We start from the raw sequence: 14,810 nt of genomic DNA on the forward strand, positions 1-14,810 counted from the left end.
TCCTTCAGGAATTCGAAGAATCACCGGAGGGACGAGCGTTGCCGCGTGTGCGGCGGCGACGGCGCCTGCCGGAGGATTCCCCTCCCGAGTCGGCGGATGGGCCCTGCTCGGACGCCGGCGCGGACCCCGAGACGGAACCGGAACGGCGGCGACGGTTGCCGCCGCCTCGCGAGGAACGCCCTCGTGGGGAATTGCCACGTCCGCCGTCATTGGCCTTATCTGTTGACGGCGGGGCGACGCGACCAGTGATCCCCTCGGGGATATCGAGGTCCGAATACAGGTGTGGGGAGCTGGAATAGGTTTCCGCGGGTTCCGGTTTGCCCAGCTCGAGAGCCTTGTTTATGTGGTTCCACTTGAATAGGTCGTCCCAGTCCACGAGTGTGATCGCGATACCGTCGCGCCCGGCACGGCCGGTGCGGCCGATGCGGTGGATGTAGGTCTTCTCGTCGTCCGGGCACTGGTAGTTGATGACGTGGGTTACGTCGTCGATGTCGATGCCGCGTGCGGCGACATCCGTCGCGACGATGACGTCGGCCTTGCCGGTGCGGAACCGATCGAGCGCGCGCTCGCGTGCCTGCTGTCCGAGATCGCCATGGATCGCGGTCGCCTTGAAGCCGCGCTCCTTGAGGTCCTCGGAGACGTTGTGCGCGCTTCGCTTGGTGCGCGTGAAGATCATCGTCGCGCCGCGGCCTTCGGCCTGGAGAATGCGGGAGATCATCTCGACCTTGTCGAGATTGTGTGCCCGGTAGACGAACTGGCGGACGACCTCGTGGGTTGGGGTGCTCGACGCGGACTCCGCGCGCACGTGCATCGGCTTGGAAAGAAAGCGGCGAGAGAGCGTGAGGATCTCCTGCGGCATCGTCGCCGAGAACAACATCGTCTGGCGGCGCTCGGGCACCAGCCGCAGGATCGACTCGACGTCCGGAAGAAAGCCGAGGTCGAGCATTTGATCGGCCTCGTCGAGCACGAGGATCTCCGCGGCGGAGAGGTTGAGGACCTTCTGGTTGGCGAGATCGAGCAGGCGGCCGGGCGTGCCGACGACGACGTCGACGCCCGAGGATAGGGCGTCCTTCTGGCCGTCGTACGAGGTACCGCCGTAGATCGCCTCGACCACGAGCGGGCGCTTCGAGGTGCGCGAACGCGGCGTCTTGGGAACCTGGAGGTCCTCGGCCGCGATCCTCAGGTCGGAGGTGACCTGCATGCATAGCTCGCGAGTGGGGACGACGACCAGCGCCCGCGGTGTGCCGTCGAGCTTCTTCACCTCGCCGGAGGCGATGCGGTTGAGCAGCGGCACACCGAAACCATAGGTCTTGCCCATGCCGGTACGGGCCTGGCCGATGATGTCGCGTCCGTCGAGGGCGATGGGGAGAGTGAGCTCCTGAATCGCGAAGGGGGAGGTGATGCCGCGGCGCTCGAGGGCCGCGCAGATCTCCGGGCTGACACCGAGGTCGGCGAACGAAGACCCGGCGGGGTCGGCGGAAGCGGGGGTCGTATTCAAACGTGTCCTTTCGCCGCGGGGCGCATCGCGCGCCCGGGCTTGTACCTTGCATCGACGTCAATAGGTTTTATGTATGTCAATCCTAACGCCTAAGCTGCGCCCCCAAGCGCCTCACCGGGCCGCCTCGCATGCGGCGAAGCGGGTAGAAAATATTAGGAGGGCCCTGCCGAGGGCGGCCGCGCGGCGTCATCGACGACGTTTCGGCGAGCCGGTGGCGGCGCCCGAATAGGTTGAACGAAAGGAATTAAGGACATGTTGCTCACCATCGGACTCAAGGAAAGCGGCCGCGAGCTCAAGGTCAAGACCGAGCTCGAGGAAAAGGATGTGCGTGCGAAGGTTGCCGAGACCGCGGAATCGCCCGCGCAGTTCATGGAGTTCGAGAAGGAAGACGGCCGGACACTGCTCATTAACCCCTCCGCGATCGCCTACCTCGATTTCGGAACCGATAAGCCCCGATCTGTCGGATTCGGGTCGCGCTAACCGTTCCCGCGCACCGGGCCTAGTACCCTGGGTAGGAATTCGACGAGACTGGGCCCTGCGCGCGGAAAGGAACGTGGTTGATGGCGAACCGCCATACCGGTGGCACGACACCGCACAGCCAGAGGCTGCCGCGAGAGGCGCGCAGAGGAGATGGTCCGCTGCGCGCATCGTGGGACCCGGAAACACGCGTGCAGTCCGCGGCGACCTCCGCCCGAGGTGGCGGCACTCCCGGTAAGGGCGGCGCGCTTCGCCGGTTCGTCGACAACTGGGGATGGCGCGCGTACGCGATCCCGGTGCTCATCATCATCACGGTCGCCGTGATCGCCGATGCGGTGCGCAGCCCGTCGGTCGCCGAAACCGGTAGCAGCGGCGAGATCGAGAATTCGAACCCGGGCCCGATTCCCGGGGCGGATGATGATCCGAACCGCGAGATTCCAGAAATGGGCCAGCTCCCGCCCGGCGGACCGGTGCTCGAGGCGGGCGCCGGCTCGTTCTATGTCGTGCCAGGAACCTCCGACGTGATCGGGCAGGACTCGGGCGAGCTCAACGACTTCACCATCGAGGTCGAAGACGGCATCGACACCGGCGATTTCGGTGGGGACGACGCGATCGCCCAGATGATCGAGGCGACGCTCTACAACCCGAAGAGCTGGACCGCCGACGGCAAGGTCAAGTTCCAGCGCGTCGATGGTGACGCCAGCCCCAAGTTCCGCATCTCGCTGGCCACTCCCGAGACGGTGCGGGAGGCCTGCGGCTTCGATATCGAGCTCGAGACCTCCTGCTACAACCCGGACACCGAGCGCGTGTACCTCAACCTCGCCAGGTGGGTGCGGGGTGCGACGTCATTCGAAGGTGATATCGGGCTGTACCGGCAGTACCAGATCAATCACGAGGTCGGCCACGCCGTCGGGCACCCTCAGCATGACCCGTGTCCGGGCGACGGCCGTCTCGCGCCGATCATGATGCAGCAGACGCTCAGCCTGAAGAACTCCGATCTCCACTCGCTTGACCCGGGCGGCTATGCGCCGGACGACGACGTAACCTGCCGCCCGAACGCCTGGCCGTTCCCGGAGGTGTAATGGCCACAGCATTTCCGCCGCTCGTCGAGCCGGGGCCCGAGCTGACCCTGCCCGAGCGCGAGCGCTACGCGCGCCATCTGATCTTGCGTGATTTCGGCCCCGAGGCGCAGCGTCGCGTACGCGCCGCCCGAGTTCTCGTCGTCGGTGCGGGTGGACTCGGTTCGCCCCTGCTGTCGTATCTCGCCGCGGCGGGCGTCGGCCACCTCACGGTCGTGGATGACGACGTGGTGGAGGTGTCCAACCTGCACCGCCAGGTCATCCACGGATCCTCGACCCTCGGGATGCCGAAGGCCGAATCGGCGGCGCGGCGCCTCGCCGACCTCACCGATCTCGTCGAGGTCGATGCCAAGGTGGAGCGCCTCGACCCGAGCAATGTGCGCGAATACGTCGCCGCGTGCGATGTGGTCGTCGACGGCTCGGACAACTTCGCGACCCGGTATCTCGTCGCCGATGCCTGCGAGATCGAGGGGACTCCGCTCGTGTGGGGCACCCTGGACCGATACCGCGCGCAGGTCGCGGTGTTCTGGTCCGCGCCGCCCGCCGGCTACGAGCCCGTCAGCCTCCGGGACGTGTACCCGCAGCCACCGGCGCCAGGCACTGTGCCCTCCTGCGGCGAGGCAGGGATTCTCGGCGCGCTCACCGGGCAGGTCGGCTCGCTCATGGCGATGCAGGCGCTGTGGCTCATCACCGGGGTGGCCGAGCCGGTACTCGGGCGGCTCGTGCTCATCGACTCGCTTTCGACCTCGCAGCGCAGCCTCCGTGTTACGGCGGACCCGGACCGGAAGAGAGCGACCGCGCTCGCGCCCGCCGTGGGCGGGGAATCCTGCGAGGTCTCGCTCGCCGGCACGCCTGCGGGCGATGGGTCCGCAGTCACCGAGATCGGGGTCGCCGAGGTCTCGCGTCGGCTCGGTTCACCGGGAACGGTGCTGCTCGACGTGCGCGAGGCGGGCGAGCGCGCCGTCGCCGCCATCGAGCCGTCGATCTGGGTGCCGCTCGGCGAACTCGGCGCGGCGCTCGACGATCCGACCAGCCCGCTGTCGAGGGCGCTCGGGGCGGGGGAGCACGTCGTCGTCTACTGCAAGGCCGGCGCGCGCTCCGCTAATGCGGCCAAGCAGATGATCGATCGCGGCGCGGACGCCGAGCGGGTGGAGTCCATGGCAGGCGGAATCGACGCGTGGTCGGACGAAATCGATCCCACGCTGCCGCGTTATTGACCGCTCGGTGCGCGGCAATTGCCCCGGCGACGCGGCGAGGCGACGGTGACCCCTGCAGAGCAGCAGGTATAAATTCGTCTGTAAGTCTTCTTCACACCCGACGCAGAAAGCGACGACGATGAGCCCGCAGCCAGTGCCCGAACAGATCCGCAGGGTCTTCGGCGTGCCCGAAGGCGACTTCGTGCCGGAACCCGGTACCGCCGCCCGTTGGCGGGTCGGCGATGTCGTCTGTTCGCGCGTGGCCGACGCCACCGTCGCGACCCTATCCGCCCGCGCCCGCGAAAAGCTCACCCTCGATGGGGTCGGAGTCGCCCGGGCCATGCGCGGCACGGACGGCCGCTACGTCGTCGGCGGCTGGCGTGCCGACCGCTACGCCCGCGGTGAACTCCTCGCGCGCCCGGACGAGATCATCGCGCTCGGCGACTACCTCGGTCGCGCGCTTGCCGGAGTCATCCTCCCGCGCCGCCGCTCCAGCGATGCCTTGTGGCGTCCGGCGGCGGTGTTCGACCATGCGATGGAGGCCGCCTGGTCCGGCGAGCCATCCCGAGACCTCGACTCGGGCCTGCAATTTCACATGGAGCAGGGCGGCGAACGGTTCGAGGGACACCGTGCCGAGGCCCTCATCGCCGCCACGGGCATGGCCCGCCTGCGCGATTCGATCGATGACGCCGGACGTGCCGAGTCCTCCCGGCAGCCTTCGCCCTCCCGCGCGGTGGACGCCCCCGTCGCGCACATCGACCTGGCCCACTCCCTCCGCTTCACCGAGGACGGGCCCCTCCTCGTGGACGTGGTCACAGCTCCGGCCGATCCCATTCGCGGACAGGCGATCGCGGCCGTAGACTTGCTCTCCGCAAAGGCAGCGGGAGAAGATCTCTTGTGGCGATGGGCTCTCGTCCCAGGCTGGTCGAAGAACGTCGTGTGCGCGATGGCGTATCGGCTCAGCGTGCATGCACTCCACCCCGACTCGAGCCAGCCCGCATTCGCAGGGCTTCGGTCGGCCACGGAGATCGTCGACCGCTTCGCCAGGTCCGCGCACAATCTCTAGGGCCCGCCTTTCGGCGCGGGTCGAAAGGCGAGTGCTACGTGAATACCTCCAGGCCAGAGTCCGCCGCGGGCACGCGCAAGGTCGTGCTGTTCGGAGCCGGCGGGTTCGTTGCATTCCTCGGCATCGTTCTCGTCTCGCTCAATCTGCGCCCCGCCGTCACCGCCGTCAGTCCGCTGTTCACCCCGATCGACGAGGACCTCGGCCTGGGTACGACGGGCATGAGCGTGCTCGGGATGATCCCGACCCTGATGTTCGGCCTCGCCGGTTTCGTCGCGATCCGACTCGTCGCGCGCCTCGGGCTCGAAAAGGTCGCCGTCATCGCAATGGCCATGGTGACGGTCGGGTCGGCCCTGCGCGCCGTCGCCCCGAGCGCCCCGATTCTCACGATCGCCTCGGCCATCGCGCTGCTCGGCGCCGGCTTAGGCAACATCGTCTGCCCGCCGCTGGTGAAGAAGTACTTCGCGAACAAGGTGTCGTCGATGAGCATGGTCTACACCACCGGCCTCCAGCTCGGCACGATCATCCCGGCGCTCATCACCGTGCCGATGGCGAACGCGCTGGGCTGGCGGATGTCCCTCGGCAGTTGGGCGCTGCTCGGCCTCGTCGCCATGGGTCCGTGGATCGCCGAGCTCGCAGCGTCCCGAAGGCCCGCGAGCCCGACGTCATCCAGCGACAATGCCCAGTCTTACGGGGGCAGCGCCAAGCGGGACAAGCCTCTACCGGCGTGGAGGTCTCCGCTCGGGATCGCGATGGCGGTGGCATTCGGCACGAACTCGCTGCTCACGTATTCGTTCTTCACGTGGCTGCCGCGGATCATCGAGGAGGAGATCGGGCTGAGCCAGTCCGCCGGCGGCACCGCGCTGGCGTTGTTCTCCGCGATCGGACTGGTCTTCGCGATCGCCATGCCGATCGTGGCGGGCAGGCTGGAGAATCCGTTCTCGATGTTCGCGCTCGCGTCGGCCGTATACCTCGTGTCGTTCGCGGGGCTGCTGTGGTTCCCGACCGCCGCGCCGTGGCTGCTCGTGGCGCTGCTCGGCGCCGGGCCGCTCACCTTCCCGCTGCTGCTCACGCTCATCAACCTGCGCACGCGCACGTCGGCGGGCTCGGCGGCGCTGTCGGGCTTCGCGCAGGGCGTCGGCTATATCCTCGCGAGCCTCGGGCCGCTGCTGTTCGGCTGGCTGTGGGACCTCGGCGGCTCGCTCACACTGCCGCTGATCTTCCTCGTGGTCGCGCTGGTCGTGCTGTGCACCTCGGCGTGGATCGCCTGCCAGCCGCGCATGCTCGAGGACGAGCTCGAACCGGCCTCGCCCGCGAACTCCTGACACCCCTGATCCGCACGTTCGCGGCGCCACCAGGGCGGGGCGAACATTCTGTCGGAGCGGTGCAATAAGTTTGTACCCATGACGTCGAACGACGGATCCGCGCGCGAGCTCGGCCCCGGCCCCCGTATCAGGTGGACCAGGGCCGAACCCGTGCGCTCTGCGGGCCTATCGCAGGGCGGTTGGGCCGAGGATGCCGGCGCGTCCGCGCTGCTCGAGGCGGCGCGCACCCTCGCCCAGCGCCCCGCCCGGGAGAACCGGTGGCTCGTGCGCGGAGGGCCAGGAACCGGCAAGTCCACGCTCCTTGCCGCGGCGGTGTCCGAGGCCATCGCGAGCGGCATCTGGGGCGGTCGCATCGCGGTGCTGGGCAGCTCGGCGCGCTCGGTGGATCAGCTTCGCCGCTTCATAGCCTCCGCCGTGGCCGCGAATGTTCCGGAGGGCACTGCGGCGGCAAGCGTCGAACCGCAGGTCCGTACGGTTCACTCGCTCGCCTTCGCGATCGTGGCTATGGCGGCATCCCGCGCGGGAGCGCCGGCCCCGCGCCTGCTTACCGGTGCGGAGCACGATGCCATTTTCCGTCAGGCTCTCCTCGGCTACTCCGAGGACGGCGGCGGGCAGTGGCCGGAACATGTACGTCCCGCCCTGGCCACGCGTGGATTCGCGCGCGAGCTGCGCGATGTCGTCCTGCGTCTGACCGAAAGAAATGTCGCCCCCGAGGAACTCACCGAGCTGGGCGCCGGTCACGGTCGGCCGCTGTGGGAGTCGGCTGCGCATTTCGCCGCGCGCCACGAGCAGGAAATGGAATTGCGCACGGCGCCGTCCGCGTCCGAGGACGCGTTCCCAACCTCACTCAACCCCGCACAGCTCGTCGGCCGGGCGATCGACGAGCTGGGTGCGGACCCCGATCTACTCACCGGCGCCAATGCCATCGACCTCGTCGTTGTTGACGATGCCCAGCTCATCGATCCCATGGCGGGCGAACTCATCGCCACGATCGCGCGCTCGGGTGCCTCGGTCATCGCCGCGCACAGCGGGGACGAGGCGGTCTTCCGGTTCCGCGGGGCGAGTGACGAGTTCGCCGAGAAACTCTCCGAACAGGGCGCCCGGGAGGTCGAGCTCGCCCGGGTGCACCGCGGCCCCGCTGCTGCGGCCGCGTCGGGCATCCTCGCCCAGCGCCTCCCGGGCGCCGCGCGCTGGCGCCGGAATATCCCGGCGATCGGCACGCCCGCCGGCCCGCACGAGGCGCCCGTGGTGTCGTACCGCACCGAGCGCTCCGCCTCCGAGGAATCGGCCGTCGTGGCGGATTACCTCCTGCGAATGCACCACGTGCACGAGGTGCCGTGGGACAGGATGGCCGTGGTCTTCCGCACCGTCGGCGACGGCGCCGAGCTTCTCCAGCGCCAATGCGATTCCGTCGGCATCCCCATCCTCGACGCGGGCGCGGAGGTCCCGCCCGCGGAGGACCCGATGGTCCGGGCGCTGCTCGACGTCATCGAATCCGTCCTCCGCACGCCGGACGAGCAGGACACGCGCACCCTGCTCATGGGCCCGCTCGGCAAGGCGGACCCCGCCGATTTCCGCGACCTGCGCCGCACCCTTCGCCGCCTCGCCACCGCGAGCGGCACGCCACAACGTTCGATGACGGCGGTGCGCGACCTCCTCCTCGGGGAGGACGAACCCGCAACGATTCTCGGCGAGGACGCCTACGGGCGCCTGTCGACGCCGGTGGAGCGCATCCGCGCGCTTCGCGCGGTAGTCGCCGCGTCCATCGCCGCCGGCGATTCGGTGGAGATGGTGCTGTGGAATCTGTGGCACTCGAGCAACAAGGCGTATTCGTTGCGCGCGGTCACAGGAGGAGGGGGAGTGGCCGGGCGCGCCGCGGACCGCTCTGCCGACGCGGTCATGGGGCTGTTCGACCACGCCGCGGACTTCGTCGAGCAGATGCCGCGAGGCTCGCTGCGCCAGTTCGTGGAGATGATGCGCGAGCAAGAGCTGCCCGCCCCGCGCCGCGCGGGGCGCCGGCCGAATAGGAAGGCCGTGAGTCTTCTCAGCGCACACAACGCCGTCGCCGCGGAGTACGACGTGGTTGTCGTCGCCGGTGTCCAGGAAGGCGTGTGGCCCTCGCCCAGGCGCCGGTTCGGCCTGTTCGAGTTGGAGCTCCTCGTCGACCTGCTCGACCGCCCACATATGAAGGACCTGTCCGATGCCCAGCGCGAGGCCGCCGGGATGGCGGCGTCCGCCGCGGACGAGCGCAAACTCGCGGTGCTCGCTGCGTCGCGGGCACGCGAGAACATCCTGTTCACCGCAGTCGACAACGGCGAGGATCTCGCCGCCTCGCAGTTCATCGACGAACTGGCGCGCGCCGGCGTCCCCAGATGGGCGGCGGGCGACGCGGCGGGAGAGACCCTCACCGAGGGGCACCGCATGTTCACCCCGGGCGCGTTGGTGGCGGACCTGCGCGCCCAGCTCCAGACCGCTCCCGGCGCGGCGGAGTCCGATGCCGCCGCGCGGATTCTTGCGACACTGCGGACATCGGGATTCGGAGCCGCCTCCGCGCGCCGTTGGTACCGCAGCACACCCGTATCATCGAACAGCTCCCCGGTGCCCGAGAAGGACAAGGGCCCCCGCGCGCGGATCTCGCCCAGCGCGTTCGAAGAACTCGAGACGTGCCCGCTGCGGTGGTTCATCGGCAGGCAGATGTCCTCGGGTACCGAGATGCCCTTGCTCAAGGGCAACGTCGTGCACGCCATCGCCCAGGCCGTCCAATCCGGCGTGGGCGAAGGACAGATCGAGAGCGCGGTGCGCGAATTCTGGCCGGCGATGTCGCCCGCGGCCGGCTGGGTCCTCGACACCGAGATCGAGGACATCCTCGCCTCCGAGAAACTCATCCGTGGTTGGGTCGCGAACCAGGGCGGATATACCGAGGTCGGCGTGGAGGTGCCTTTCCGGATGGAGCTGTACCCAGGCGGCCCTTCCGTCGAGGTCGATGAGGAGGCCGTGCCCGCGGTCAGCGTGTCGGTGAGTGGGCGCATCGACCGGCTCGACAGGGACGAATCGGGGTACCTCCGGGCCGTCGACTTCAAGTCCGGTGGGAAGGCGGTCACCGGCGCGGAGGCGGAGGCTAACCCGCAGCTCGCGTTCTACCAGTTGGCCTCGCGGCTCGGCGCTATTGGCGGCGAGCTCGCACCCCGCGCCACGGCCACCGATGAAGCAGCGGCAGACGACCCGGTCAACAAGGTCGCCGGTGGCGTGCTCGTCTACGTGAATCAGAAGGCCGCAGTCAAGAAGGGCGCGAACGAGCGACTGCAGCCGGCGATGGGGACGCAGACGCACCTGGAGTTGATCCGGCGCGCAACGGCGGCGGGTGCCTTGTCGATCGGGCCTGACTATCCGGCGATCACGAGCAAGGCGTGCGAGTCGTGCTCGGCGGCGAGCATGTGCCCGACCCAGAACACCGGAAGGCAGGTCGGACGTTGAGCGACACTGCGAAGAAGCCGTTAGAAGAGCTCACGCCGGGCGATATCGCCCGCGCCATCGGCGGCAAAGACCCGACGAAAGCGCAGTCAAAGGTCATCGACGGGCCGCCGGAGCCGACGCTGGTCGTCGCGGGTGCCGGTGCGGGCAAGACCGAGACGATGGCGGCGCGCGTGGTGTACCTCGTCGCCACGAGGAAAGCCAGGCCCGGCCAGATCCTCGGTCTCACGTTCACGCGGAAGGCGGCGCAGCAGCTGTCCCGCCGCGTCCAAATGCGGCTCGATGAATTCGCGCGCAGCCACGATTTCGTCTCCCGAGGCGACGAGGTCAGCGATATCGCCGAAGCCATTCGCACCGAGCAGCCCCGGATCTCCACCTACGATTCATACGCGGGCGACGTGCTCTCGAGCCACGGCCTCCTCATCCCCGTCGAGCCCGACGCGACGGTGATCAACGAGACGGACCTGTACATTCTCGTGCACTCGATCGTCTCCGAATGGGACCGTCCGTTCCCGTGGTCGGTGGGGACCGTCGTCGATCGGGTCATCTCGCTCGCGGAGCAGATCTCCGGGCACCTCATCACCACCGACGTCGTGCGCGAGGACGAGGACCTGCTGTCCCAGGCCGTCGAGTCGCTGGAGACGAAGGCGGCGAAGAAGGACCTGCAAACGGCTGCGGCCGCACAAGAGGACCGGCTTGCTCTCCTCGATGTCGTCGACGCCGTACACGATCGCCTGCGCCGCGAAGGGAAGCTCACCTTCGGCATGCGCATGTCCTACGCCGCGCAGCTTGCCGAGCGTTTCCCCGAAGTCGTTGACGCCGAGCGCCGCCTCACCTCCGTCGTCCTGCTCGACGAGTACCAGGACACCGGGCAGGCGCAGCGCGTCATGCTCGCGAGCCTCTTCGGTGGCGGCGAGAGGAAACCGCTCGCGGTGACGTCGGTCGGCGATCCCATGCAGTCGATCTACGGCTGGCGTGGTGCCTCCGCGTCCAACCTCGACAGCTTCCTCACCGATTTCCCGCGGGCCGAAGGACCGGCTCTTCAGCGGAACCTTTCGACGTCGTGGCGCAACCCGCCGGAAGTGCTCACGCTCGCCAACAGCGTCACCGCGCAGCTGCGCAACAAGAACAAGGACAGCGGCGCCACGGTCCCGGTGCTCGAACCCAAAGAGGGTTCCGGGCGCGGCGATGTTCGCCTCGGCGTATTCGCCACTGTCGACGACGAGCGCGAATGGATCGCCTCACGGATGGCCGACAAGTACCGGTCGTACGAATTCGATCACGGCAAACCCCCGTCGGCGGCGGTACTCGTGCGAAGAAATGCCGACGCCGAACCCCTGGCGCGCGCGCTTCGGGCGGAGGGGCTCGAGGTCGAAGTCCTATCCTCGGGAGGGCTTCTCGACGTGCCCGAGATCTCGGACGTCCTCGCGCTCATGGGCGTCGCCGCGAACCCCGGCGACGACGAGGCAGCGATGCGGCTGTTGGCGGGGGACCGCTTCCGGCTCGGCGCCGCAGACCTGGCAGCGCTGCACCGCCGCGCGCAGGAAATCTCCTACCGGCCAGACGGGACCGGTGAGGACGCGGCACCGGGAATCGATAAGCTTCGCGCCGACTTCGCCTCCCTTGCCGAGCTGGAGAATATCGACAACGCCGGACTCGCGGACGCGGCCCACAACCCGGGCGCGCGCGGCTCGTTCACCCCGGAAGGACGCGCGGCGCTCACCGAATTCGACACCATCGTCTCGGCCGTGCGCGACAGGCTCGATCAGGGCCCGGCGCACGTGCTCACCGTCGCCGAGAACGCGTTGGGTCTTGACGTCGAGGTGCGCGTCCGCGCGAAGCTCGGCAAAGGCGAGGGTCGGCAACAGCTCGACACCCTCGCGCGTCGCGCCGCCGACTTCGCGAGCAACCCCGACGCGTCGGTCCAGGCGTTTCTCGACTACCTCGACGTCGCCCGCGGAGTGGAGCGAGGACTCGCGCAAGAAATCGTCCCGCAGGACGGGCGCGTGCAGATCCTCACCGTCCACTCGGCGAAGGGCCTCGAGTGGAACATCGTCGCCGTTCCCCACGTGATCAAGGGGCGATTCCCGAAGGACAAGGCACCGTCCAACTGGGTGCGCAACTGCTGGGAGATTCCCTCCCACCTACGCGGGGACAGGCGAACCGAGGACAACCCCGGCGGGGTTCCGGTCGTGGATATCGCGGAGGCGACGAACTACAAGGAACTCGACGAGCTGCTCACCGGGCACATCAACGAGCTCAAGTCGACAGTCGGCGAGGAAGACCGCCGGCTGTTCTACGTGGCGTTGACGCGAAGTATGAGTGAGTTGCTCGTCTCTGCGCACCATTGGAGCGAGGGAGTGCAGAAACCGCTCGGCCCGTCGCTGTTCCTCCAAGAACTTCGGGACACCGTGCTCGACGCACCGCACGTGGCGACAATCGACGAATGGGTCACCGACCCCGGCGACGAGAACCCGCTGGAGAACGCGAACGCCAGGGGAATATGGCCCGAGCACGACGCCGGCGGTGCGGGCGACGATCCGGCCTCGCACGCCGCGGTGTCCGGTGCCGAACGAGAGGTGGCGTCGTCCTCGCCGGTCGATCTCGGCTCATTCTCCGAATCCAGCATCGCCGAGGTCGCCGCGGCTGCGGGTGCGGAATTCTCCGACCCGCTCACCGCCGCCTGGCTGAGCGAGGCGCTGATCCACATCCGCCAGGCGCGGCGCGCGGCGTCCGACGTCATAGATGTGGAGATTCCGGCGCGGCTGACCGCGACTCAGCACGTCGCGCTGGAGCGGGATCCGGCGAGTTTCGCGGTGAACGTGATGCGGCCGATGCCGCAAAAGCCGAACCAGTTCGCGCGGCGAGGGACAACGTTCCACGCGTGGGTGGAGGAGTACTTCACCGCGGCCACACAGTTTCTCATCGCCGACGACGAGCTCCCGGGCAGCGGCGATGACTGGGAGGAAGCCGACCAGCAGGCGCTGCGCGAGCAGTTCCTCGCCTCGCACTGGGCGCAGAAGACCGCGGCCGCGGTGGAGGTGCCGTTCGCCGTGTCGATCGGTGGGCAGATCAAGGTCGGGAAAATGGATGCGGTGTTCCGGGACGGCGAGGACTGGATCGTCGTCGATTGGAAGACCGGCGCGAAACCTGGTGCGAAGTCCCCGGATTCGGTGAGCGCCCGCAAGCATCGCCAGGACGTTGCGATCCAGCTGGCGATCTATCGCATTGCGTGGGCGCGGATCCAAGAGGAAGAGACCGGTACGCCGGTGCCGCTCGACCGCATCCGTGGAGCGTTCCATTACATCGGTAGCGGGGAGGACGTCTATCCGGAGACCCTGCCGGACGAGGCCGAACTCGCCGCCGCGTTCGAGCGCCGGTTCGAGCAGACCATCGACGCCGAACAGGTGCAACGGGCGCTCGGGGACGGGGACGACGAAGTCGCCGCCGCGGGTAATCCGGCTGGCGGCGAGAAAAGCGGGCGAACCGGCCGGTAATGCCGCGCGCAGCGACGTCGGCGTGTCTATGGTTAGCTAGTCCAGTGTTGAGCCGTTGCAAAGGGGGTCGGAAGTGGGAAGGTCGCGCCTGCGCAACCGCTTTCGCGTCGATGACCCGCTAGACGAAAGCCCCGACCACGCGCTCGTCGGGATCGTTTCGATCCCGGACCACGTCGCCAGCCCGTGGCGGATCATCGCCAAGCGCCTATGGTTCGCGTTTCTGGTGATCGCGATCGCCGTTATCGTCGTCTACCTGGACCGCGACGGATACCAGGATGGCAACGGCGAGCCCGGGATGTCGCTCATCGACTGCATCTATTACACGACGGTGTCCCTATCGACCGTGGGCTACGGCGATATCACCCCGGTGACCGAAAGCGCCCGGCTGGTCAACATCGTCATTCTCACCCCGCTGCGACTGATCTTCCTGATCATCCTCGTCGGGACGACCCTTGCGGTGCTCACAGAACAGTCCAGGCAAGCCCTCAAGATCCAACGTTGGAGGACCACCTTGCGGAACCACACCGTCGTCGTCGGCTACGGAACCAAGGGACGCTCCGCCGTCGCCGCGTTGCTCGCCGACGAGATCTCGGCCTCCGAGATCGTCGTCGTCGACAACGACCCCCAGGCGCTCAAGGCCGCCGCGGCGCGCGGCCTCGTGACGGTGTCCGGCTCGGCCACGAAATCGGATGTGCTCAAACTCGCCGGCGTCACCCGCGCGCGTGCAGTGGTCGTCTCTCTCAGCTCGGACGACTCGTCAGTGCTGGTCACCTTGTCTGCTCGAGAGCTGGCTCCGAACGCGAAGATCGTCGCCACCGTACGAGAATCCGAGAACACGCACCTGCTCAAGCAATCGGGGGCGGACTCGGTGGTCGTGTCCGCGGAAACCGCCGGCCGCCTACTCGGGCTGGCGACCGTCACCCCGACGGTGGTGGGGATGATGGAGGACCTCCTCACCCCTGACGAGGGCTTCTCGATCGCGGAACGCAGGGTCGAGGACAACGAAGTCGGCGGCTCGCCCCGCCATCTCAAGGAGATGGTCCTCGGCGTAGTGCGCAAGGGTACGCTGATCAAGGTCAACGAACCGGACGCAGATGCGCTCGAGTCGGGGGATCGGCTGCTGTATATCCGGATGGTCGGGAACGACTAGTCACTTACAGGTGGCCGGGAATCCTCTCGACAACGCACGTTAGGGACGTCACCT

Annotated in this window: 9 protein-coding genes; 8 read left to right on the forward strand and 1 reads right to left on the reverse strand. The window is 68.2% G+C overall.

What is annotated here, in order from left to right; genetic code table 11:
- Positions 1-4 precede the first annotated feature (4 nt).
- Complete coding sequence (locus tag BJL86_RS05190) at positions 5-1,498, reverse strand: DEAD/DEAH box helicase (protein ID WP_067474855.1); 1,494 nt, start codon at positions 1,496-1,498, stop codon at positions 5-7.
- A 252-nt stretch (positions 1,499-1,750) separates the two neighbouring features.
- Between BJL86_RS05190 and BJL86_RS05195 the strand changes: the two genes are divergently transcribed.
- From BJL86_RS05195 to BJL86_RS05230, 8 genes are all read left to right on the forward strand, one after another.
- On the forward strand, positions 1,751-1,978 hold the full coding sequence (locus BJL86_RS05195; RefSeq protein ID WP_067474857.1) for a DUF3107 domain-containing protein: 228 nt from the start codon (positions 1,751-1,753) through the stop codon (positions 1,976-1,978).
- Between the two features lie 80 nt (positions 1,979-2,058).
- Positions 2,059-3,057, forward strand: coding sequence for a DUF3152 domain-containing protein (locus BJL86_RS05200; RefSeq protein WP_067474860.1), 999 nt, complete (start codon positions 2,059-2,061; stop codon positions 3,055-3,057).
- Entirely contained in the window at positions 3,057-4,271 is a 1,215-nt protein-coding gene (locus BJL86_RS05205) for a ThiF family adenylyltransferase (RefSeq protein ID WP_067474862.1), read from the forward strand. Before BJL86_RS05200 ends, BJL86_RS05205 begins: the two co-directional genes overlap by 1 nt.
- 118 nt (positions 4,272-4,389) lie before the next feature.
- A complete protein-coding gene (locus BJL86_RS17540; RefSeq protein WP_231887218.1) occupies positions 4,390-5,316 on the forward strand; it encodes a hypothetical protein in 927 nt (308 codons plus the stop codon).
- 38 nt (positions 5,317-5,354) lie between these two features.
- A complete protein-coding gene (locus tag BJL86_RS05215) occupies positions 5,355-6,638 on the forward strand; it encodes an MFS transporter (protein ID WP_231887219.1) in 1,284 nt (427 codons plus the stop codon).
- Between the two features lie 78 nt (positions 6,639-6,716).
- Positions 6,717-10,112, forward strand: a complete 3,396-nt coding sequence (locus BJL86_RS05220; RefSeq protein ID WP_067474866.1) for a PD-(D/E)XK nuclease family protein — start codon at positions 6,717-6,719, stop codon at positions 10,110-10,112.
- Positions 10,109-13,606, forward strand: a complete 3,498-nt coding sequence (locus BJL86_RS05225; RefSeq protein WP_082908535.1) for an ATP-dependent helicase — start codon at positions 10,109-10,111, stop codon at positions 13,604-13,606. Before BJL86_RS05220 ends, BJL86_RS05225 begins: the two co-directional genes overlap by 4 nt.
- Positions 13,607-13,679: 73 nt before the next feature.
- On the forward strand, positions 13,680-14,756 hold the full coding sequence (locus BJL86_RS05230; protein WP_067474872.1) for a potassium channel family protein: 1,077 nt from the start codon (positions 13,680-13,682) through the stop codon (positions 14,754-14,756).
- Positions 14,757-14,810: the final 54 nt, after the last annotated feature.

The sequence above is a fragment of the Dietzia timorensis genome (assembly GCF_001659785.1).
Lineage (GTDB): Bacteria > Actinomycetota > Actinomycetes > Mycobacteriales > Mycobacteriaceae > Dietzia > Dietzia timorensis.

What these genes read in the sequence shown, in the direction of transcription:
- BJL86_RS05195 (WP_067474857.1), top strand. Translation starts at nt 1,751, where the DNA reads ATGTTGCTCACCATCGGACTCAAGGAAAGCGGCCGCGAGCTCAAGGTC.
- BJL86_RS05200 (WP_067474860.1), top strand. Translation starts at nt 2,059, where the DNA reads ATGGCGAACCGCCATACCGGTGGCACGACACCGCACAGCCAGAGGCTG.
- BJL86_RS05205 (WP_067474862.1), top strand. Translation starts at nt 3,057, where the DNA reads ATGGCCACAGCATTTCCGCCGCTCGTCGAGCCGGGGCCCGAGCTGACC.
- BJL86_RS17540 (WP_231887218.1), top strand. Translation starts at nt 4,390, where the DNA reads ATGAGCCCGCAGCCAGTGCCCGAACAGATCCGCAGGGTCTTCGGCGTG.
- BJL86_RS05220 (WP_067474866.1), top strand. Translation starts at nt 6,717, where the DNA reads ATGACGTCGAACGACGGATCCGCGCGCGAGCTCGGCCCCGGCCCCCGT.